A 19,584-nucleotide genomic window follows, 5' to 3' on the forward strand; every position below is an offset into this window, starting at 1 on the left:
ACATGCCCGATATCTAAGACATAGTCGCGTCGAGAATGCCCTTCATCCAGCGCGGATGCTCCAGCACCCGGCCGCAACCGATGGCGACGCAGGACAACGGATCTTCGGCCACCGAAACCGGCAGGCCGGTCTGGTCGCGGATCTCGATATCGAGGCCACGCAGCAAGGCGCCGCCGCCGGTGAGCATGATGCCCTTGTCGGCGATATCGGCGGCCAGTTCGGGCGGGGTGGCTTCCAGCGCCACCTTGACGGCGTCGATGATCTGCGCGACCGGCTCAGCCAGGGCTTCCGCCGCCTGACGCTCGGAGATACGCACTTCGCGCGGCACGCCCTGCATCAGGTCGCGGCCCTTGACGTCGATCGCCAGGCCTTCGCCATCGTGCGGGACACGGGCGGTGCCGATGTCCTTCTTGATGCGCTCGGCGGTGGTTTCGCCGATCAGCAGATTGTGGTTACGGCGCATGAAATTGGTGATGGCTTCGTCCATCTTGTCGCCGCCGACGCGGACCGACTTGGAATAGACGATGCCCGACAGCGACAGCACGGCCACTTCGGTGGTGCCGCCGCCGATATCAACAACCATCGAGCCGGTCGGTTCGTGGATCGGCAGGCCGGCGCCGATGGCAGCCGCCATGGGCTCATCGAGCAGGCCGACGCGACGTGCCGAGGCATTCAGGCAGGAATCGTTGATGGCGCGGCGCTCAACGGCGGTGGCGCCCGACGGCACGCAGACGATGACCTTGGGATTCACGAAACCCTTGCGGTTATGCACCTTGCGGATGAAATACTTGATCATTTCCTCGGCGACTTCAAAGTCGGCGATGACGCCATCGCGCATCGGGCGGATGGCTTCCATGTGGCCCGGCGTGCGACCCAGCATCTGCTTGGCTTCGATACCCACGGCGTGCACCAGCTTGCGTCCCCCGACATTTCGCAGCGCCACGACCGAAGGCTCGTTCAGCACAATGCCCCGCCCCTTCATATAGATCAGCGTATTGGCGGTACCAAGGTCGATGGCAATATCGTTGGAGAAACCGCCGAAGAAGGATTTGAACATTGAGACTAACTACCTTGGTGCTTAGAAAGGCTGGGCGCTTGGAAAAGCCGGTTTGGGTGGGGTGGAACCCGTTAAAGTGTAAGGAAGGCATTTTGGGGGCAGACCGGGTAGGAGTCTGCCGGATCAAGGCAAAAGCCTTGAGTCAACAGGTTCTGAATCCCGGAAAACCCTCACTTGCCCTTATCTGAATCATATTTCAAGGGGGTTGAAAAAAAAGATAGTTTCACCCTACAAGCGAAATGGTTAACAGCTTGTTTTCAATAGGAAACCCTGATTTCGGCACACAAGGATCACATAAATTGTCATCTGATAAAAAGTGCGAAACCTATTCCGGCGTTTGATCCTTATTTTTGGCATTTTCATAGACCTTGCGCGCCAGCAGCATAAGGCCAAGCCATACCACCGCGACGCCGGCCATCAGCAGCGCCATCTGCCAGTTGCCGCCCTTGACCAGCGAGGTGTAGGACGAGCCGAACATAGCGACCAGCGCCGTCTTGGGCAGGATGCCGAGCGCGCAACCGCTGATAAAACTCAGGAAAGGCGCGCGCGACGCCCCGAACGCCATATTGACCACGATGAACGGCGCCGAGGGTATATTGCGCACAATGAACGAGGCGGAAAAGGCGTTCTTGCCGATATAGTCGCTGAGGCGGCCAACATGATTGCCGCCGAGCCGCTTCATGACGCCGGCGCCGGCAAAGCGGCCCATGTAAAAGGTCATGACCGCCGAGATCACGGTCGCCACCCAGCTATAGACGAAGCCCCAGCCCGGTCCGAACACCACCACGCAGGCGGCGATCAGCACGAATTGCGGCGCGCCGAATAAAGCCGAGACACAAAACACCAGGGTGACTATGACCACGGCCAGCGGCGAATGACGATACTGCGCCATCCAGGCCTCCAGCGACAGGAGCATTTCCTGACCCCAGGCCGACTTGCCAATAAGAAAGACCGCCACCACCGAGGCCAGCAACAGCAGGCTCATCATCAGGGCACGCGAGTTCTTCCCGTCCATATGCAGGAAGAAACCTGTTACTCTTCGCCATAAATGTTGAAATCGGTTGTGCATTGCACGCTGTATGTCTTCAAAGCTAGGGTCTGCACAAGTAAAATTCGTGCGAAAAATCGGCTTTTAGAAACGTTTGCAACCAAACGTGCCGCGATCTGCACAGGTAAGAGAGAAATTCAGCGATGATGGATGATGACAGTTGGACAAATGAGCGCGTGCGGGTAAAGAAGGGCCTGCATTTTTCCTTCGGTTCTTCCCCTGAGAACCGTCTTCCCCCTGTGAGCACTCCCATGGCCGATTTCTCCGAATCCGATACGCTGAAGCGCGTAAAACCCTCGCCGACCATAGCCGTCACCGCCAAGGCGCGTGAAATGGCCCGTCAGGGCAAGAAAGTCATTTCGCTGGGCGCCGGCGAGCCTGATTTCGACACGCCTGAAAATATCTGCGACGCCGCCATCAAGGCGATCAAGCGCGGCGAGACCCGCTATACCGACGTCGACGGCATCCCTGAACTGAAGGCCGCCATCGTGGCCAAGTTCAAGCGCGAGAACGGCCTCGACTACAAGACCACCCAGGTTTCGGTGTCGCCGGGCGGCAAGCCGGTCATCTATAACGCCTTCATGGCCTCGCTGAACGCCGGTGACGAAGTCATCGTGCCGGCGCCTTACTGGGTGTCCTACCCCGATATGGTGCTCCTGGCCGGCGGCACGCCCGTCTTCGCCGTGGCCGGCATGGAAACCGGCTTCAAGCTGACGCCAGAAACTCTGGAAGCCGCGATCACGCCCAAGACCAAGTGGCTGATCCTCAACTCGCCATCGAACCCAACCGGCGCGGTCTATACCGCTGCCGACCTGAAGGCGCTCGGCGAGGTTCTGAAGCGTCACCCGCAGGTGTGGATCCTGACCGACGACATGTACGAACACCTGTTGTTCGACGGCATGGAATACGCCACCATCGCCCAGGTGGTGCCGGAGCTTTACGACCGCACCCTGACCATGAACGGCGTCTCCAAGGCCTATTCGATGACCGGCTGGCGCATCGGCTATTGCGCCGGACCTGAGCCCCTGATCAAGGCGATGTCCAAGATCATCTCGCAATCGACCTCCAACGCCTGCTCGATCGCCCAGTGGGCGGCCGTCGAAGCGCTCAACGGCACGCAGGACTTCATCGCCCCGCGCGCCGATATCTTCCAGAAGCGCCGCGACCTCGTCGTCGCCATGCTGAACAACGCCCGTGGCATCACCTGCCCGACCCCGGAAGGCGCCTTCTACGTCTATCCGTCGATCGCGGGCTGCATCGGCAAGACCGCGCCTTCGGGCAAGATCATCACCAATGACGAGGAATTCGCCGGCGAACTGCTGCAAACCGAAGAAGTCGCCGTCGTCCATGGCGCCGCTTTCGGTCTGTCGCCCTTCTTCCGCATCTCCTACGCCACGTCGGAATCGGTCCTGACCGAAGCCTGCTCGCGTATTCAACGTTTCTGCGCCAGCTTGAAGTAAAGTCGGCTTCCGACCTGAGACCTTGATGGGCGCGAAGGATGACCTCCTTTGCGCCCATCATCATTTATACTCATGTTTTCCGCGCATTATGCTGCAACTTGCGCTTGCCCTCCTGTGAAAAAAGGCGTTAGTCACCCTACTATGAGCGACTGGCACATGACATGGCTGATTCCGCCGGGGCTCCTGTTGGGTGCACTGGTTACCTCCGCGCTTATATCGGCGGCGTTCAGCCTGCTGGTGCTGAAAGGCGGCCCGATCGATATTCCGCGCGAACGCGGCGCCCACCTCTCCCCCACCCCCACCAGCGGTGGCCTCGCCATCATGGCCGCCTCGGCGCTGGTGATTGGTCTTGTCATCTGGTTTTACGGCCCGGTCATTCCCGGAAACTGGCGCGATGGTCTCATCCTCTTTGGCTTCGCATGCCTGATGGGGATATCTGGCGCGGTGGACGATGTGATCGACCTGCCGGCCAAATGGCGGCTCGGCTTTCAGGTCGTGCTCTGCCTGATCTTCGCCTGGCATTACCCGGTCACCGAGATCGATTTCGGCCCCGCCCTTGAGCTAGATGTGTGGCTGCCGTTCGGTTTGCTCGGCAGCGCCGCCTGGCTGATCCTGACCATCAACACCATCAACTTCATGGACGGCGCCAATGGCCTGGCGGTCGGCTCCCAGACCATCGCCCTGCTTGTCATGGCCGGGCTGATTGTGCTGATGGCGCCGCTTAATCTCTACGGCGCCTATGTCGGCGGCGTGCTGCTGGTCTGCGTCTGCGTGGCGGGCGCCCATATTGGTTTCGCCCCCTTCAACCTGCCGCCCGGACAGCCGCAACAGGCCAGAGCCTTCCAGGGTGACGCCGGTTCGATGTTCTCCGGCGCCCTGATCGGCGGCTCTATTCTGATGGTCAAGGCCTACGGCATCGGTTCGGTGTGGTTCGGCGGCTATTTGCTGGCGCCGCTGCTGGTCGATGTGGTCCTGACCCTGATCGTGCGCACGCGCAAGAAGCAGAACATCCTGAAGCCCCACAAGGAACACCTTTACCAGATCTGGCTGCAGCGCCGCGACGGCTCGCACCTGAAGCTGGCGATCATCGTGTGGTCGCTGTGCCTGTTTTCCAGCCTCGTCGGTCTCGGCGCCCGCATGATCGACCGGCTCTATCAGACCGATCTGCGCTTCCTTGTGCTGGTCGTGCTGATCAGCGCCTACAGCTACGGCTGGGTGCGCCTGCGCGGCAGCCTGCTCAAGCGTCCTTTGTTAAGTGCAAAGCCATAACCAGATCGTCGAGATAGGGGCCATGCTCCTGCCAGACGCGACCTTTCAGGCGCCCCTCGAACGTGAAGCCCAGTGACTGATAGAGATCAATGGCGCGCTGATTGTCCTCGCGGCAAAACAGCTCGATGATGCGGAACTTTGGTGTGGCGCGCGCCGCCGCGATCAGGCCCTCGAACAAGGCCCGGCCGACCCCGCGCCCCTGCGCCGCCGGATTAACGGCGATCGTGGTGTTGCCGAGGCAATGCCCCAACTGGCGCGTTTCCGATGGCCACGCATGGATATCACCCAAAATACGACCATCGTCATCCGCCGCCACCAGCGAGATGCCGATGCGCAAGGCGTTCTCAAGGCCATAACGGATATAGTCGTGCGTCACCTCGTCCTCACGGCGCAATATGCCTTTGCCCTGACGGGCGGCGGCGCGATACACCTCATAGATGCCGGGTTCATCGGTCAGGGTGGCGGGGCGGATCCTATAGCTCATCTTCGCCCTCCGGACGCTTGCGATTGGATTTGACGGTGGCGCGGATCGCCTTGCCAACCAGTCGCCGCTTGACCGCACCGCGTGTCGGCTTGGTGGCGATGCGCGGCGGCGGCGGCGGCAGGGCCGCTTTCAGCACCAGTTCGACAAAGCGCGCCTCGGCCGCCTTGCGGTTCATTTCCTGGGTGCGGTGGGTCTGGATAAACAGCACCAGCACGCCTTCATTATTGACGCGCCGCCCGCCAAGCGCGATCAGGCGCTGCTTGACGTCGTAAGGAATGGTCAGGTTCTCGAAGATCGAAAAGCGCAGTTCGACGGCGGTCGAGACCTTGTTGACATTCTGCCCGCCAGCCCCCGACGCCCGCACGAAGGTCTCGTGCAGTTCATCATCGGGAACAGTAATGCGGGGTGTTATAAAAACCATGGCGCCTTTTGCTGGAAAAGGCTGGCGAAGTCTAGTGCTGCGCTTTCCTGACTCCGCTGCGCCAACGCAGATCGAGATTGAACAGCAACGCGCTGCCGTCAATCATCGGCGCGGTCGGCAGGCCTGCCGCCGCGAGTTGGTCAGACGTCCAGTTATTGCACACCCTGAAAATCGAAAAATGTTCATGGCTGACAAAAAAGACGTCTTGCATCGGTACGTCGACCGCAACGGGTGCGCCATTTTTGAGCGCGAAAGACGCCTCGATATGGCGTGCCATGGCATCGAAACCCTTCGACGATACCGTCGTCACCGAAGCAATCGGATCGGCAAAGGCTCTGTCCGGGGATAAATTCAAACTGAAGACGCGGATAACCGACGGATTTCCTGGCATGAAAAGAGCGCGCAAAGCATCTTTGGCGCGGGCGAACGATATGCCTTTGGCTGTGTAAAAACCAGCATCGCCCCAGCCATAGACCAGCCAATTCCCGGGTCCCGCCTTGCGTCCGGCTTCGGCCAACAGACCACCACGGTTCATCACCGCATCAGCCGGCAGGGCGATATCGGTGTGAAAGCCATTATTGATGACATAGATCGGAATGCCATCGGCCTGTGTGGGATAAAGCGTTTTATCTCCGTGGCGCAGTGTGATCAGAGTCAGCACAGTATAAAGCGCTATCAGCCCCATCAGGACTTTCCACACACGAAACTTAAGCAAAAATGCCATGATGCGCCTCCCTTAAGGAGAGCACACCACGGCTTTTGAACAATGTCCAATCACATTATCACGAAACCGTGATTGGAACTTAACGTAGGGTGGCGTTGATCATCCACAGGTGCTTTTCGTGCGCCGTCAGGCGCGTGGTGCACAGATCGGCAGTCGAAACATCGCCGGCGGCTTCGGCGGCCTTCACGGCGGCTTTCAGCGTGGCGACGACCGTGGCGTGATCGGCGGCCAGGTCTTTCAGCATGTCTTCGGCGCTGGCGTTCGGATCGCCGTCCTTGATCGAGGTGAGGTTGCCCATGGCGGCAGCCCCCATCGGGGCGGTGGCGTTCAGCGCGCGGATGCGCTCGGCGATCTCATCGATCGAGGTCCAGATCTCGTTGTACTGCTCTTCAAACAGAAGGTGCAGGCCTCGGAAGGTCGGACCCGTGACATTCCAGTGATAACCGTGGGTTTTCTGATAGATGGTGAAGGAGTCAGCCAGAACCTTGGACAGTTCCTGGGCCACCTTCTTGCTGTTGTCGACGCCGGATTCGCTCATAATAATCTCCTCAGATAAGTCTCGAATGCGATGGTTCACATATGAGAATAGCGGCATAAAGATACAATGAGGGAAAGCCGTCTAGTCGAATATTTCCCTTATTTGCCTCTATCCGCGGCATAATCACGCTCAGCCAGGGTTTTCATATAGCCCATAACGCGGAAGTGGATATGGCGCGTCACATCCTCCGCCCACCAGGCGAAATAACCGGCCGGACGAACGTGCAGGCGATACCAGCTTGTCGCCGTGATGGTGGTCGAGCCATCGGCATTGGGCGTCAGCACCATCTCGCCCTTGTCGACCGTGATATGACCGATGATTTCGGGGTGGTCCGGCTGTTTGGTAATGGCGAAGACAAGCTTTTTGTCCGGTTCCAGTTCGATAATCTTCTCCTCGAAAGCCTGATCGCCGGTGAACTTGCAGTCACGGCGCGCGCCAACCTTCTGCACCGGCGCCACCGAATGGGTCGGGGCCGGCAAACCAGCCTTCCACAGCCAGTAGTCGGGCGGATTAGGGTTATCGGGATAATCAACGATATATCGCCAGACATATTCAGGCGGGGCCTGCACAGTGATGGAATCGACCACCACGGCCGGATGATTGGGCGACGGTCCCTGTGTTTCTGCCACGACCGCGAACAGAACCAGAGGCGCAAGGCTGACCGAAAGGGTCTTCGCGCGGCGCAAACGCGCCAGTCCGCGCCCGACGCCATAGCCGATAGCGATAATAGCCAGCAGCAGAGGCGCCCCCATAAGCAGGCAGATAACACCTTCGCGCAGAAAGATACTGGCGATCGCCGTATCAGCGGCCCATAGCACTGCCACCATAAGGAAACCGGAGCCTATGGTCTGCTTTTGCCGTCCGCGCGCCAGACCTGCTACAAGTCCCTGCACTAAAGGCATTAGCAACAGGATACTACCGTTATAAATCCATTCCGGCGTACCATTCATCAGGAAATTAAAGCTTTTGCTGCGCGCGATCAGCGCGATGACATAGGGCGCAAATATCAGTCCCCAACCACTTAAAAGCCCCCACAGTACTCCCTTTAGGAAATAGGATGGCGGCGGCTGTTCCGGCGGTCCCAAATCATCCAGACTGCGTTCACTCATGCTTTCCGCCCCTCAACAATAGTCATTTAGCTTAATGACGAATTGTTATCTGCAGAAGCCGTGAATGTCAACCTGTCATAAAACGTGATAGTTCGTGACCGCAAATCCGGTTGCAATACGCGGTCATCGGATTATTTTAGACATACCTTATGCTGAAAATGAGCATAAGTCATCTGGAGAGAAACGATGGCCGATACGGCTGCCCCGCTTGAATTCACCCCGGCGATCGAAGCCGAGACAGCTGATGTCTATGCCCGTCTCCAAGGCAAGGTGTCGCTGCTGGAATGGCAGCTACAGGCGCCATTGATCCATGCGATCAACACGCTCAAGAAAGAGATGAACGCCGTCATTCTGGCCCATAACTACATGACGCCGGAAATCTTCCATGGCGTCGGCGATTATGTCGGCGACAGTCTGGGCCTCGCCCGCGAAGCCGCCAAGTCCGACGCGCAGATCATCGTCCAGGGCGGCGTGCACTTTATGGCCGAAACCTCCAAGATTCTGGCACCGGAAAAGACCGTGCTGATTCCCGACCTGCGTGCCGGCTGTTCGCTGGCCTCGTCGCTGACCGGCGAACAGGTGCGACTGATCAAGCAGCGCTATCCCGGCCTGCCGGTCGTCACCTACGTCAACACCACGGCCGACGTGAAGGCCGAAACCGATATCTGCTGCACCTCGGCCAACGCCGTGCAGGTGGTCGAGCACATCGCCGCCGAATGGGGTGTCGATAGTGTCATCCTGATCCCCGATCAGTTCCTGGCCAAAAACGTGGCACGTCAGACCGATATCAAGATCATCGCCTGGGCCGGTGCCTGCGAAGTGCACGAGCGCTTCAATGCCGAGGATATCGCCGAGGTCCGCGCCGCCCATCCGGGCGTGGTCGTGCTGGCGCATCCGGAATGCCCGCCGGAGGTGATTGCCGCCTCGGATTTCACCGGCTCGACCACGGCCATGAGCGACTATGTAACGCACAACAAGCCGAAACAGGTGGTGCTGATCACCGAGTGCTCGATGTCGGACAACGTAACGAGCGATGCGCCGGGCGTTGAGTTCCTGCGGCCGTGCAATCTGTGTCCGCACATGAAGCGCATCACGCTGCAAGGCATCTATGACAGTTTACGCTTCCATCAGTACGAGGTCGAGGTTGACCCGGCGCTGATCCCGCGCGCGGCGCTTGCCGTGCAGCGCATGATCGATATGCCGCCGCTGAAAACCCCCGCCCGCTACGACATAGTCAAGGCCCGCCATCACGTCGATGTCGAGATGATCAGCTAAACCCTTCGCCCCGTTTACGGGGAGAAGGTGGCCAAAGGCCGGATGAGGGGCAACTCACGGCTTATACGTCCTACTCTACCCGCCCCTCACCCCAACCCTCTCCCCGCCTGCGGGGAGAGGGGGTTAGGAAGGAGGCCATCATGGCCATAGACGTTCATATCCATAACGGCCCGCTGGTGATCGGCGCGGGACTGGCGGGCTTAAGCGTCGCGCTCAATACCTCGCCCCACAAGACGCTGGTTTTGGCGCCCGTGGCGCTCGGCGTTGCCTGTTCGTCGGCCTGGGCGCAAGGCGGGATCGCGGCAGCCCTTTCCCCCGAAGATTCGCCCAAAGACCACGCCGAGGACACCATCCACGCCGGCGCCGGCATCGTCGATGAACTGGCGGCGAAAACCCTCACCGATATGGGCCCGGAAACGGTGCGCAAGCTCAACGCCATGGGCGCCCCCTTCGACCACAAGCCGGATGGTTCCTTCGTGCTCAACCGCGAGGCCGCGCACGGTCTGGCGCGCGTGGCGCGCGTCGGGGGCGATCTCGCCGGCAAGGCCATCCTGGAGGCCGTCGTCCACCAGACGCTGAATTCGCCGCATATCGACGTCTGGGAACGCGCCACGGCGCTCGGCCTGATCAAATCCGCCGACGATACGGTCATTGGCGCTCTGGTCGATCACGCCGGCAAGCTGATCGAGGTCTATGCGCCGGTCGTCATCATGGCCAGCGGCGGTTCGGGCGGCCTGTTCGCCGTCACCACCAATCCGGCCAATCTGCGCGGCGAAGGCATGGCCATGGCCGCACTGGCGGGCGCGGTGATCGCCGATCCGGAATTCGTCCAGTTCCACCCGACCGCGCTGAAATTCGGCCTCGACCCGGCCCCCCTGGCCACCGAGGCCCTGCGCGGCGAAGGCGCCACCCTGATCGATCAGAACGGCCATCGCTTCGTTTTCGATGACCACCCCGAAGGCGAACTGGCGCCACGTGATATCGTCGCTCGCGCCGTCCACAAGGCTGACTTGAATGGCGGCGCCTTCCTCGATGCCCGCGCCGCGATAGGCGACCACTTCCCGGCCGAATTCCCCACCGTCTTCGCCTCCTGCATGGCGCAAGGCGTCGATCCGCGCACCCAACCCATGCCGGTCGCACCCGCCGCGCACTATCACATGGGCGGCATCGGCAGCGACATCTTCGGCCACACCTCGCTGAAAGGCCTCTATGCCGTGGGCGAATGCGCCTCAACGGGTGTGCATGGCGCCAACCGTCTGGCCTCCAACAGCCTGCTCGAAGCGGCCGCCTTCGGTGAGCGCATCGGCCTTGACGCCATTCAAGGCCTGACGGCGGACGGTTTCGCACCGGATATCGCAAAGGCCGTGCGCCCAGCCATGCCACCGCACCTCAGCGAAGCCGATCTGAAGACCTTACGCGACGCCATGACGCGCTATGCGGGGGTGGTGCGCGATGAGGCCGGTTTGCGCACCCTGCTCAGCCTGATTGATAGCCTAGATCAGGGCTATCCCGGTGCGCTGGCCTTGGTCAATGCGCGCCTGATCGCAACTTGCGCCTTGCATCGGCGCGAGAGTCGCGGTTCTCATTATCGCAGCGATTACCCGCTGACCGAGGCCACGGGCGCACGCACCTATATAACATGGGCGCAAGCCCTCACCACAGCCGGGGAAATGACCGCATGTACATCACAGGACTGCCTGACCTCCTGATCGAGCCTATCGTCCGCGACGCCCTGCTGGAAGATCTCGGCCGCGCCGGCGATGTCACCGCCTCGGCCGTGATTCAGCCCAAGGCGCGCTTCAAGGCGGAGTTCCGCGCGCGCAAGACCGGCATTTCCGCCGGTATCGATTGCGCCCGTCTGGCCATGACCATCATGGATCCGCAGATCCGTTTCGAGACCCTGTTGCCCGATGGCAGCGAAATCAAGCCGGGCGACGTGATTGCCCGCGTCGAAGGCAAGGCGCGCGCCATATTGGCCGCGGAGCGCGTGGCGCTGAACCTGCTGTGTCACCTCTCCGGTGTCGCCACCCTGACCTCGGATTACGTCAAGGTGGTCGAAGGGCTGAAAACCAAGATCGCCTGCACGCGCAAGACCCTGCCCCTGCTGCGCGGCCTGCAAAAGCACGCTGTGAAATGCGGCGGTGGCCATAACCACCGTTACGGCCTCGATGACGCCATCCTGATCAAGGACAACCATATCGCCATCTGCGGCGGCGTGGGCGAAGCCATGGAACGCGCCAAGGCCGGCGTCGGTCACACCATGAAGATCGAGATCGAGGTCGATTCGCTCGCGCAACTCAAGCAGGCCCTGCCCTATGGTCCGGACGTGCTGCTGCTCGATAACTTCACGCTCGATATGTACGCCGAGGCCGTAAAGCTGGCGGCCAATTCTGCCGAGACCTATGGCAAAACGATCCTTGAGGCTTCAGGTGGTGTCAATTTGGAGACCGTGCGCGCCATCGCCGAGGCCGGCGTCGATGTGATTTCGGTCGGCGCGCTGACGCACTCGGCGCCGAACTTCGATATTGGACTTGATGCGGTCTGACGACCGTTGGGGACTGGGCGCGGTTTGACATTTCCGCACGCTCATTGTACCATAATGCGTACAATTGAGGTTCGCCATGCAACATGTCACCTACTCCGCCTTCCGTGCCGACCTTGCCAGGATGCTGGACAAGGTAAACGATGATCATGCCCCTCTGCTGATCACGCGGCAGAATGGTGCGCCCGCCGTGGTCATGTCGCTGGAGGATTTCTCGGCATGGCAGGAAACGGCTTACCTGCGCTCCAGCCCTAAAAACGCGGCACGTCTGGATGCCTCCATCGCAGAACTCAACGCGGGTCGGGGCCTTCAGCGCGATCTGATTGAAGAATGAAGAAGACGTTTTCCACCCAGGCCTGGGAGGACTATCTTTATTGGCAAGCGACGGATAAGGCCGTCCTTAAGCGGATCAACGCACTTGTTAAGGATATCGACAGGCATCCTTTTGAAGGCATAGGCCAGCCAGAACCCCTGAAGCACAATTGGGCCGGCTATTGGTCACGCCGGATAGATCAGGAACACCGCCTGGTCTATGCAATATCCGACGACGCGATGCTTATCGCCCAATGCCGTTTCCACTATTAGATCCCCCCCTTGATAAAGGGCAGCTTCGAGACCCACTGGCTGAGCGGTTTATCGACAAGGGCGTCGAACAGGAAGGCCGTCACCAGGGCCGCGACAACGCCTGAGCCCCACAGCCCCCACTGTGCAGGTGTGCCCAGCGCGAAATGGTCGATCAGCTTCGGACACAGGCCAAACCAGATGGCGCCGACCAGAGAATGAGTCAGGAACAGCGCGAACGAGGCACGGCCCATGCGGTGCGTGACGATGGTTTCGTGGAAGGTGACGCCGCCCGAAACCGCCAGCACTGTGCCGAGCAAAAGCACTATAGCGTTATCGCTGTAAGGGTTGCGCGGCAACAGGCACAACAGGCTGATGCCGGTAAAGGCGCCGGCGAGGCTGAGCCAGAAAGCGGTTTTGGACAGGCGTAGGTCTGCCGTCATGCGTTCGATCAGATTACCCAGCATGAACAGAGGTATAGCGCGCAGCAAACCCCAGGCAAACGGCAGATCGACCAGCGGATGATACGCCAGCGTCAGAGCCAGAAGGTGCGCGACCAGCAGAACCCCGGCCGACATGGCCAGCATCACCTGCAGCGAGCGCTTATAGACCAGCGGCACATAAAAACTGAACAGGGCGTAGCAGACCAGCAGGGCCGACAAGGTCCAGGTCGGGGTGTTCCACGCTTCGGCGTGCATCATGCCCCAGCCATGCACCATGAAGGCCTGCGCGATAAAATCCACCAGGCCATATTTTTCCGCATGGTTGGGCGCGAAACCGGCTGCGGAAGACGCCAGCACAAAGACACCGAAGGTCAGGAGGACAAGAATATGCGACGGCCATAGCCGCGCGAACCGGCGCAGCAGGAAGTGCGAGCGGCGCATATGCGAGGTCACCAGACGCGAACCATAGGCACGCGACAGGATGTAGCCGGAAAGTAGAAGGAAGAAATCGGTGGCCAGCCAGCCCTGACTGAGCACGGGGAATAGCGTGCTCAGCGCGATCGGCGCGGTGCTGCCATAGTGAAACAGCAGGATGAAGCTGGCCGCCATGAAACGCAGCACATCAAGGCTGGCCCCGCCCGCTCTTGGCTGGGCCGTGGCCGCATGATGGATCGATCCAAAAGCAAAAGAGAAGGGCTTCACACGACCACGGTAACGTAGTTGCGTTAAAATTTGGGATATAAGGAAGTAAGACACCCACCACCGACGCGCTAAGGCGCGTCGGTCCCCCTCCCCGGCAAGCGGGGAGGTATAGGTTGGCCCTACTTCTTCTCAGGCGTGGCCGGCTTCGGCGCTTCGCGCTTGGCGCCCGCCACCTGCCCCGGCTTCATGAACTTCACCAGCACACGCTGGCCGATCAGGAAGGGGGTGTTGTCGGCCGAGACCACGACTTCGACGACGCGCTCATCACTGGCCTCGTTGCCGCCATCGGATTTCAGCTTGCGCGCGCCAAAGGTGGCAGCGATACGGATGACCTTGCCGGTGTAGAGTTTGCTCGGATCGGCCTCGGGGACGATTTCGACGTCTTGTCCGACCTTGACATCAGGAATCGAGCTTTCGACGATTTCCGAGCGGATGATGTGCGGGATCGCCGGTTCGAGATCGAACATGTTCGAAACGTTGAGGGTGGAAGCGCCGGCGCCCGGATTGGCATAACGGCGGATGATTTTGCCATCCATCGGCGCACGAATGATCGTCAGATCCTGTTGATATTCGGCCTGAGCCAGTTGCGAACGGGCCACGGCCACCGCCGCCTGCTGGGCCTCCAGCGTTGCCTTACCGCTTTCGATGGCGTCACGCGCCTGGTCGAGCTTTTGCTGCGCCACGAAATTGGTCGGGGCCAGCTTGGCCAGGCGGTCATATTCGCGCTGGGCGGTGCGGATATTGACGTTGGTCAGGGCCAGTTGGCTTTGCGCCTGCGCCACCGAGGCGCGGGAATTGTTAACGGCCAAAAGCGTGTCTTCATCTTCCTGGCGGGCCAGGATCTGTCCCTTGGTGACGACGTCACCTTCCTGCACGAAGACCTGCTCGACGATACCACCGCGGCGCGCCGCCACTTCGATGACACCGCCTTCGACATCGACCTTGCCGGCAGCGATGGCGGCATAGGGGCTGGGCGGAGCGACCACAGCGGGTTTGTCTCCGGGTTTGCCGCCCGGCGCGCCCGGCTTTTGACAGGCGGCGAGCGACAGACCCGTCAGGGCCAGAAGGCCGAAGGTCAGAGCGGTCGATGTAGCGAATTTACGAGACATGTGTTTTCTCTGTTTCCGTATTTTTTTAAGCAGGGCCATAATTTTTTAAGCAAGAACTGGCGGTTCCGAGACCATGTTGTCGCTCAGAATTTTACCGTCTTCCATGTGAATAACGCGGTCGGCATAGGCTTCGAGGCGCGGATCGTGGGTCACCACGACGACCGCCGCTCCGCGTTCCTTGGCCGCCTGATGCAGGAGCTTGATGACCACCTGACCGCTGACCGAGTCGAGCGCCGAGGTCGGTTCGTCGGCGAAGATCAGCGACGGCATCTTGGACAGGGCGCGGGCGATGGCGACGCGCTGTTTCTCGCCGCCGGAAAGCTCGGATGGCTTTTGCTTAAGGCGGTGACCAAGACTGACCGCTTCCAGAACCTCGACCGCGCGGCGATGGGCTTCGCTATGCGACACCTTCTGATATTTCAGAACCTGCTCGACCTGCTGCGTGGCGTTGAGCGCCGGGAACAGGTTGAAGCCCTGGAAAATAAAGCCGCAGTGATCGAGACGAAACTTGTCGATTTTGCCGCGCTTCTTCTTCCACAGGTTTTCGCCAAGCGCTATGACCTCGCCCTCATCCGGTTTCATCAGGCCGGACAGCGCCGCGATCAGGGTCGATTTGCCGGAACCCGAAGGCCCCATGACCATGGTGACCTGACCATGATAGGCGCTGAAATCGACGCCCTTGAGCACGGCCTGCTTGACCTTGCCAATCTTGTAGCTCTTGCCGAGTCCGGTGGCGCTGAGCGCCATTTTTCCATTATGTGTCTGGCTCATCGCAGCAGGTCCGCAGGTTGGCTCTTTTTCAGGACGCCGAGCGAGAACAGGCCCGACAGGATGGCGATCAGCATCAGGCCTATGGTCACCGGGATCACGATGAACAGAGGGAAATCCATCGGCACGGCGGCCGAGTGAGCGGCAAAGGCGACCAGACTGGTCAGGAAAACGGTCATTGTCAAACCGGCGACACCGACCCAGAAACTCAGTTCCATAATAATCAGCCGCAAGGCCCCCATCGAGACACCGAGCGCGCGCAGGCTGGCGAACTCCTTGATATTCGCCATGATGGCGCCTTGCAGGGTTTGCCAAGTGATGACGATACCGATGAAGATACCCACCAGAACGGCGAAACCGATCATCATCGAGATGCCACCTTCCTTAAGCATCGATTTCTGGCTGGACTTGGAAAGCTGGTCACGCGTCCAGGCCTTATATTGGCCATGGGACATGGCGTTGAGTTCGTCAGCGACCTGTTTGGCCTTGCTCGGGTCCTTGATCTTGACCACCAGCGGGCCGACGCGCTGACCTTCATCGACCACATAGATCAGCTTGCCCGTTTGATACGAGACGAAGACCTGAGAGTTGAACATGGAGGGATAGCCATCGACGACAGCACCAACCGTGACCGTGCGGCCGTTCATCTTGGCTTTATCACCGACCTTGACGCCGAGCTTGTTCAGGCTGGAGCGGTCGACCACAACGGTAAAGGGCTGCTGGAGCGCGGCAATGACCTCATCGCTGAAGTCCGTCGGCAGGGTAACGGCGCCCTTGACGGGATCGACCACGACCACCTGCACGCCGTCGCCCTTCGCGGGCTGGCCGTCCTTTGGGAAGTTGGACCAGAACGCCCAGCTACCGTTCAGCGGCTGCACTTCGAGCACATCCGGATGCTGGTAGATCGTGGGGATCAGGCGGCGCGGCTGGCCGGAATTGTTGCCGAACAGACCTTCGGCCTGCGGCGGCAGGATCATGACATGCGCCGGTGACTTATCCACCGTGGCGGTAAAGGACTTGGCCATCCCCATAAACATGCCGGACATGGCCAGAACGAGCAGGCCTGCCACGGCAAGGGCGATGACGGCTGCCATATACCGGCGCCATTCGTATAAAAGGGTCGATAGAGCTAGGGACATGTTACCACTTTTGAGTGCGCAATGCACGATGTTGGCAACATCTATAAGTTTTCGATAAAGGTCTAATTAAATCGGCGTAACCTAGATTACTGTGACCACATGTTGTGTTAGTGCCACCGTTTTTAGTGTTCGTTTCCGGACAGGCCGCGCGCCACTTTCCCTGAAATTTGAGGCTCAGGCGGTTAAAGTGTCAGCCTTGAGTTGAGGAGCAGCCGGCTAGCTGCCGCAGGTACATTTGCGTACCTGCAAGCGACGACGGCGCACGCATCGGCCAAGGAGGGCGCTTTAAATGTCTTTTTTGGCGGCGATGAAATAAGCAATGCCGGTCCACAGGGTGACGATGGCGGCGACACAGATCAGGATATAGGCGATGCTCTGCACCGGGCTGTACCAGACCGGGGGCAGATTGAAGGCAGCCCAGCTACCGGCCAGCAGCAGCGCTCCCAGAGCGATAAGCTGAATCGTGGTCTTGGCCTTGGCGAGGAAGCTGACCGGCACCTTGAAACCCTTGCCGGCGGCGGCTTCGCGCAAGGCGCTGACGGCAAATTCCCGGAACAGAATCAGGGCGCACGGCAGGCCAATCACCGGATCAGCGATATTGAAGGCGAACAGGCCAAGGATGGTGCCGCAGACGAGGATCTTGTCGGCGATCGGATCGAGGATAGCGCCCCAGGCGCTTTCGGCATTGAGCTTGCGCGCCAGCATGCCATCGAAGAAGTCGGTGACCGAGGCGATCACAAAGGCGTAGAAGGCCCAGCGCTGCATAGCGAACATATCGTCCGGCGCCAGATAGGTGCTGAAGAAGGGGATGCCGCCGGCCGATCCCGCCAGCAACAGGAACATCAGCACACCGAAAACCAGACGCAGCATGGTGAGGATGTTGGGGATCGGATTGACTTTTTCGCCGGTCATGAACGCATCGTTTCTTCAGTTAATCGTGTTGCGCGGCATACTAGACAAGAAAGGCGAGGCGCCAAAGTGTTTTATCTAACCGGCGTGGAAGAAATCATGGATCTTCTGCGCCAGAGTGGCGCTGATGCCCTCGATCTTCATCAGTTCGTCGACCGTGGCGCGGCCGACCTCGCGGCCTGAACCGAAGGCCGCCAGAAGGGCGCGCTTCTTGCGCGGGCCGATGCCCTCGATCTCATCGAGCGGACTCTTGGTGATAGCGGCGTCACGCTTCTGGCGGTTGGCGCCGATCGCGTAACGGTGGGCCTCGTCGCGCAGGCGCTGGAGGTAATAGAGCACGGGCGATTTCGGCTCCATCATGAAAGGCAGACGGCCCGGCATGAAGAAGCGCTCCATGCCTGCGTCGCGGTCAGGCCCCTTGGCGACGCCGACAATCGGAATATCCTCCAGCCCCAGATCCTTCATGACCGCCAGAACGGCATCGAGCTGCCCCTGCCCGCCATCGACCAGCACCAGATCGGGACGGCCGAAGTTCTTTTCACCTTCGGGTAAGTCCTTCTCCTTGATCAGCCGGGTGAAGCGGCGACGGAACACCTCGGACATCATGGCGTAGTCATCGCCGGGCATGGTGTCGAGATCGCGGATGGTGAACTTGCGGTACTGGCCTTTCAGAAAGCCCTCAGGCCCCGCCACCACCATGCCGCCGACCGCATGGGTGCCGCCCAGGTGCGAATTGTCGTAGACCTCAATACGCACCGGCGGCGCTTCCAGCCCGAAGGCCTCACATACACCCTGTAGCAGCTTCGACTGCGCGCTGCTTTCGGCCAGACGACGGCCCAGCGCCGCGCGGGCGTTGTTGAGCGCGTGCTGCACCACCTCGCACTTGTCGCCGCGCTGCGGCCGCAGCACCTGCACCTTACGATTAGCCTTGAGCGACAAGGCCTCCATCATCAGATCGGCCTCGTGCAGATCGTGCGACACCAGGATAAGTCGCGGCACCTGCCGGTCCTGATAGAACTGCCCCAGAAAGGCATCGAGGATGCTGCCGGCATCATCCTCCTGATCGACGCGCGGAAAATAGGCACGATCGCCCCAGTTCTGGCCGGCGCGATAGAAGACCACCTGCACACAGGCCGATCCCCCCTCGTTAAAGACGGCGAAGACGTCGGCCTCTTCCTCACGCAGATCGACCGAGGTCGACATCGAGACATGGCTGAGCGCACGGACGCGATCACGCAGACGCGCGGCGGTTTCAAACTCCATGTCATCGGAAGCCTGCATCATCTCCTTAGACAGGCGCTCGATCACGCTGCGGCTCTTGCCTTTGAGGAAGTCATGGGCCTGCCGGGCGAGGTCGTTATAATCCGCCAGAGCGATCACGCCGGTGCAGGGCGCCGAACAGCGCTTGATCTGGTGCAGCATGCACGGCCGCGTGCGACTGGCATAGACGCTGTCGGTGCAGGTGCGCAGCAGGAAAGCTTTTTGCAGGGTATCGAGCGTGTGGTTGACCGCCACGGTCGAGGCGAACGGGCCGTAATAATCGCCGGGGATCGTGTGGGCGCCGCGGTGCTTGGTGATCTGCGGCGCTTCATGATCCTTGCGCACCAGGATTTCGGCGAACATCTTGTCATCGCGCAGCAGCACATTGTAGCGCGGCTTGAGCGCCTTGATGAGGCGGGCTTCGAGCAGAAGCGCCTCGCCCTCGGTATCGGTGCGCAGCAGGACCATTTCGCGGGTGAGCGCCACCATGCGGGCGATACGCTGGGTATGGAAACGGCCTTGCGCATATTGCAGCACGCGCTTCTTCAGGCTTTTCGCCTTGCCGACATAGAGCACTTCGCCATCAGCGCCCAGCATGCGATAAACGCCCGGCTTATCGGGCGCCAGGGCGGCCTCGCGCCGGATCAGTTCCGCGCCGATCAGGGGGGCATCCAGGATAATCTCCTGCGCCGCACCGGCATCCGGGTTCATGTTGGAATCGCTGTTCACGCCGTACTCTATAATCAATGCCGCCTCGTCACAAATG

At 60.3% G+C, this 19,584-nt stretch carries 20 protein-coding genes; 7 read left to right on the top strand and 13 right to left on the bottom strand.

What is annotated here, in order from left to right:
* Positions 1–13: 13 nt before the first annotated feature.
* Both B060_RS0107730 and B060_RS0107735 read right to left on the bottom strand, forming a co-directional pair.
* A complete protein-coding gene (locus B060_RS0107730) occupies positions 14–1,057 on the bottom strand; it encodes a rod shape-determining protein (protein WP_018081200.1) in 1,044 nt (347 codons plus the stop codon).
* 325 nt (positions 1,058–1,382) lie between these two features.
* Positions 1,383–2,072, bottom strand: coding sequence for a TVP38/TMEM64 family protein (locus B060_RS0107735; RefSeq protein ID WP_018081201.1), 690 nt, complete (start codon positions 2,070–2,072; stop codon positions 1,383–1,385).
* Positions 2,073–2,356: 284 nt separating this feature from the next.
* Here B060_RS0107735 and B060_RS0107740 point away from each other — a divergent pair, with 284 nt between their 5' ends.
* Both B060_RS0107740 and B060_RS0107745 read left to right on the top strand, forming a co-directional pair.
* The gene (locus B060_RS0107740) at positions 2,357–3,565 is read left to right on the top strand and encodes a pyridoxal phosphate-dependent aminotransferase (protein WP_018081202.1); all 1,209 of its coding nucleotides are present in this window, start codon (positions 2,357–2,359) and stop codon (positions 3,563–3,565) included.
* A gap of 156 nt (positions 3,566–3,721) precedes the next feature.
* On the top strand, positions 3,722–4,834 hold the full coding sequence (locus B060_RS0107745; protein ID WP_236621528.1) for a glycosyltransferase family 4 protein: 1,113 nt from the start codon (positions 3,722–3,724) through the stop codon (positions 4,832–4,834).
* Here the strand turns inward: B060_RS0107745 and B060_RS0107750 are convergent.
* The 5 genes from B060_RS0107750 to B060_RS0107770 form a co-directional block, all read right to left on the bottom strand.
* Positions 4,803–5,318, bottom strand: a complete 516-nt coding sequence (locus B060_RS0107750; protein WP_018081204.1) for a GNAT family N-acetyltransferase — start codon at positions 5,316–5,318, stop codon at positions 4,803–4,805. The two genes, B060_RS0107745 and B060_RS0107750, sit on opposite strands and share 32 nt — an antisense overlap.
* Positions 5,308–5,739 carry an alternative ribosome rescue aminoacyl-tRNA hydrolase ArfB gene (gene arfB / locus B060_RS0107755; protein WP_018081205.1) on the bottom strand — a complete coding sequence of 144 codons (432 nt, stop codon included), beginning with the start codon at positions 5,737–5,739 and terminating at the stop codon, positions 5,308–5,310. Before arfB ends, B060_RS0107750 begins: the two co-directional genes overlap by 11 nt.
* Positions 5,740–5,770: 31 nt before the next feature.
* Positions 5,771–6,463: a DUF2459 domain-containing protein gene (locus tag B060_RS0107760; RefSeq protein WP_018081206.1), complete on the bottom strand. Its 693-nt coding sequence runs from the start codon at positions 6,461–6,463 to the stop codon at positions 5,771–5,773.
* Between the two features lie 79 nt (positions 6,464–6,542).
* Entirely contained in the window at positions 6,543–7,001 is a 459-nt protein-coding gene (locus tag B060_RS0107765; RefSeq protein WP_018081207.1) for a Dps family protein, read from the bottom strand.
* A gap of 98 nt (positions 7,002–7,099) precedes the next feature.
* Entirely contained in the window at positions 7,100–8,110 is a 1,011-nt protein-coding gene (locus B060_RS0107770) for an SRPBCC family protein (RefSeq protein WP_018081208.1), read from the bottom strand.
* Between the two features lie 186 nt (positions 8,111–8,296).
* On the opposite strand from B060_RS0107770, the gene nadA reads away from it, so the two are divergent.
* The 5 genes from nadA to B060_RS0107795 all read left to right on the top strand — a co-directional run bounded on the left by nadA (position 8,297) and on the right by B060_RS0107795 (position 12,512).
* Entirely contained in the window at positions 8,297–9,385 is a 1,089-nt protein-coding gene (nadA, locus tag B060_RS0107775; RefSeq protein WP_018081209.1) for a quinolinate synthase NadA, read from the top strand.
* Positions 9,386–9,525: 140 nt separating this feature from the next.
* The gene (locus B060_RS0107780; protein WP_018081210.1) at positions 9,526–11,094 is read left to right on the top strand and encodes an L-aspartate oxidase; all 1,569 of its coding nucleotides are present in this window, start codon (positions 9,526–9,528) and stop codon (positions 11,092–11,094) included.
* Positions 11,064–11,930, top strand: a complete 867-nt coding sequence (gene nadC, locus B060_RS0107785; RefSeq protein ID WP_018081211.1) for a carboxylating nicotinate-nucleotide diphosphorylase — start codon at positions 11,064–11,066, stop codon at positions 11,928–11,930. Before B060_RS0107780 ends, nadC begins: the two co-directional genes overlap by 31 nt.
* A gap of 76 nt (positions 11,931–12,006) precedes the next feature.
* Positions 12,007–12,261: a type II toxin-antitoxin system Phd/YefM family antitoxin gene (locus B060_RS0107790; RefSeq protein WP_018081212.1), complete on the top strand. Its 255-nt coding sequence runs from the start codon at positions 12,007–12,009 to the stop codon at positions 12,259–12,261.
* On the top strand, positions 12,258–12,512 hold the full coding sequence (locus tag B060_RS0107795; protein WP_018081213.1) for a Txe/YoeB family addiction module toxin: 255 nt from the start codon (positions 12,258–12,260) through the stop codon (positions 12,510–12,512). Before B060_RS0107790 ends, B060_RS0107795 begins: the two co-directional genes overlap by 4 nt.
* Here B060_RS0107795 and B060_RS0107800 read toward each other — a convergent pair.
* The 6 genes from B060_RS0107800 to uvrC form a co-directional block, all read right to left on the bottom strand.
* Positions 12,509–13,633, bottom strand: coding sequence for an acyltransferase family protein (locus B060_RS0107800; RefSeq protein ID WP_018081214.1), 1,125 nt, complete (start codon positions 13,631–13,633; stop codon positions 12,509–12,511). The two genes, B060_RS0107795 and B060_RS0107800, sit on opposite strands and share 4 nt — an antisense overlap.
* 119 nt (positions 13,634–13,752) lie before the next feature.
* Complete coding sequence (locus tag B060_RS0107805; protein ID WP_018081215.1) at positions 13,753–14,742, bottom strand: HlyD family secretion protein; 990 nt, start codon at positions 14,740–14,742, stop codon at positions 13,753–13,755.
* 45 nt (positions 14,743–14,787) lie between these two features.
* Positions 14,788–15,513 carry an ABC transporter ATP-binding protein gene (locus B060_RS0107810; protein WP_018081216.1) on the bottom strand — a complete coding sequence of 242 codons (726 nt, stop codon included), beginning with the start codon at positions 15,511–15,513 and terminating at the stop codon, positions 14,788–14,790.
* Positions 15,510–16,649, bottom strand: a complete 1,140-nt coding sequence (locus B060_RS0107815) for an ABC transporter permease (protein ID WP_026172684.1) — start codon at positions 16,647–16,649, stop codon at positions 15,510–15,512. The genes B060_RS0107810 and B060_RS0107815 overlap by 4 nt, the downstream gene beginning before the upstream one ends.
* 285 nt (positions 16,650–16,934) lie before the next feature.
* The gene (gene pgsA, locus B060_RS0107820) at positions 16,935–17,561 is read right to left on the bottom strand and encodes a CDP-diacylglycerol--glycerol-3-phosphate 3-phosphatidyltransferase (protein ID WP_018081218.1); all 627 of its coding nucleotides are present in this window, start codon (positions 17,559–17,561) and stop codon (positions 16,935–16,937) included.
* Between the two features lie 75 nt (positions 17,562–17,636).
* The gene (gene uvrC / locus B060_RS0107830; protein ID WP_018081219.1) at positions 17,637–19,529 is read right to left on the bottom strand and encodes an excinuclease ABC subunit UvrC; all 1,893 of its coding nucleotides are present in this window, start codon (positions 19,527–19,529) and stop codon (positions 17,637–17,639) included.
* Positions 19,530–19,584: the final 55 nt, after the last annotated feature.

The sequence above is a fragment of the Asticcacaulis benevestitus DSM 16100 = ATCC BAA-896 genome (assembly GCF_000376105.1).
Taxonomy (GTDB): Bacteria; Pseudomonadota; Alphaproteobacteria; order Caulobacterales; family Caulobacteraceae; genus Asticcacaulis; species Asticcacaulis benevestitus.

Bases quoted from the DNA above. Each gene is read 5' to 3' on its own strand.
- nadC (WP_018081211.1), top strand. From the start codon at position 11,064: ATGTACATCACAGGACTGCCTGACCTCCTGATCGAGCCTATCGTCCGC.
- B060_RS0107770 (WP_018081208.1), bottom strand. From the start codon at position 8,110: ATGAGTGAACGCAGTCTGGATGATTTGGGACCGCCGGAACAGCCGCCG.
- B060_RS0107730 (WP_018081200.1), bottom strand. From the start codon at position 1,057: ATGTTCAAATCCTTCTTCGGCGGTTTCTCCAACGATATTGCCATCGAC.
- B060_RS0107810 (WP_018081216.1), bottom strand. From the start codon at position 15,513: ATGAGCCAGACACATAATGGAAAAATGGCGCTCAGCGCCACCGGACTC.
- nadA (WP_018081209.1), top strand. From the start codon at position 8,297: ATGGCCGATACGGCTGCCCCGCTTGAATTCACCCCGGCGATCGAAGCC.
- pgsA (WP_018081218.1), bottom strand. From the start codon at position 17,561: ATGACCGGCGAAAAAGTCAATCCGATCCCCAACATCCTCACCATGCTG.
- B060_RS0107790 (WP_018081212.1), top strand. From the start codon at position 12,007: ATGCAACATGTCACCTACTCCGCCTTCCGTGCCGACCTTGCCAGGATG.
- B060_RS0107740 (WP_018081202.1), top strand. From the start codon at position 2,357: ATGGCCGATTTCTCCGAATCCGATACGCTGAAGCGCGTAAAACCCTCG.
- B060_RS0107750 (WP_018081204.1), bottom strand. From the start codon at position 5,318: ATGAGCTATAGGATCCGCCCCGCCACCCTGACCGATGAACCCGGCATC.
- B060_RS0107765 (WP_018081207.1), bottom strand. From the start codon at position 7,001: ATGAGCGAATCCGGCGTCGACAACAGCAAGAAGGTGGCCCAGGAACTG.
- uvrC (WP_018081219.1), bottom strand. From the start codon at position 19,529: ATGAACCCGGATGCCGGTGCGGCGCAGGAGATTATCCTGGATGCCCCC.
- B060_RS0107815 (WP_026172684.1), bottom strand. From the start codon at position 16,649: ATGTCCCTAGCTCTATCGACCCTTTTATACGAATGGCGCCGGTATATG.
- B060_RS0107745 (WP_236621528.1), top strand. From the start codon at position 3,722: ATGACATGGCTGATTCCGCCGGGGCTCCTGTTGGGTGCACTGGTTACC.
- B060_RS0107760 (WP_018081206.1), bottom strand. From the start codon at position 6,463: ATGGCATTTTTGCTTAAGTTTCGTGTGTGGAAAGTCCTGATGGGGCTG.
- B060_RS0107805 (WP_018081215.1), bottom strand. From the start codon at position 14,742: ATGTCTCGTAAATTCGCTACATCGACCGCTCTGACCTTCGGCCTTCTG.
- B060_RS0107735 (WP_018081201.1), bottom strand. From the start codon at position 2,072: ATGGACGGGAAGAACTCGCGTGCCCTGATGATGAGCCTGCTGTTGCTG.
- B060_RS0107795 (WP_018081213.1), top strand. From the start codon at position 12,258: ATGAAGAAGACGTTTTCCACCCAGGCCTGGGAGGACTATCTTTATTGG.
- arfB (WP_018081205.1), bottom strand. From the start codon at position 5,739: ATGGTTTTTATAACACCCCGCATTACTGTTCCCGATGATGAACTGCAC.
- B060_RS0107780 (WP_018081210.1), top strand. From the start codon at position 9,526: ATGGCCATAGACGTTCATATCCATAACGGCCCGCTGGTGATCGGCGCG.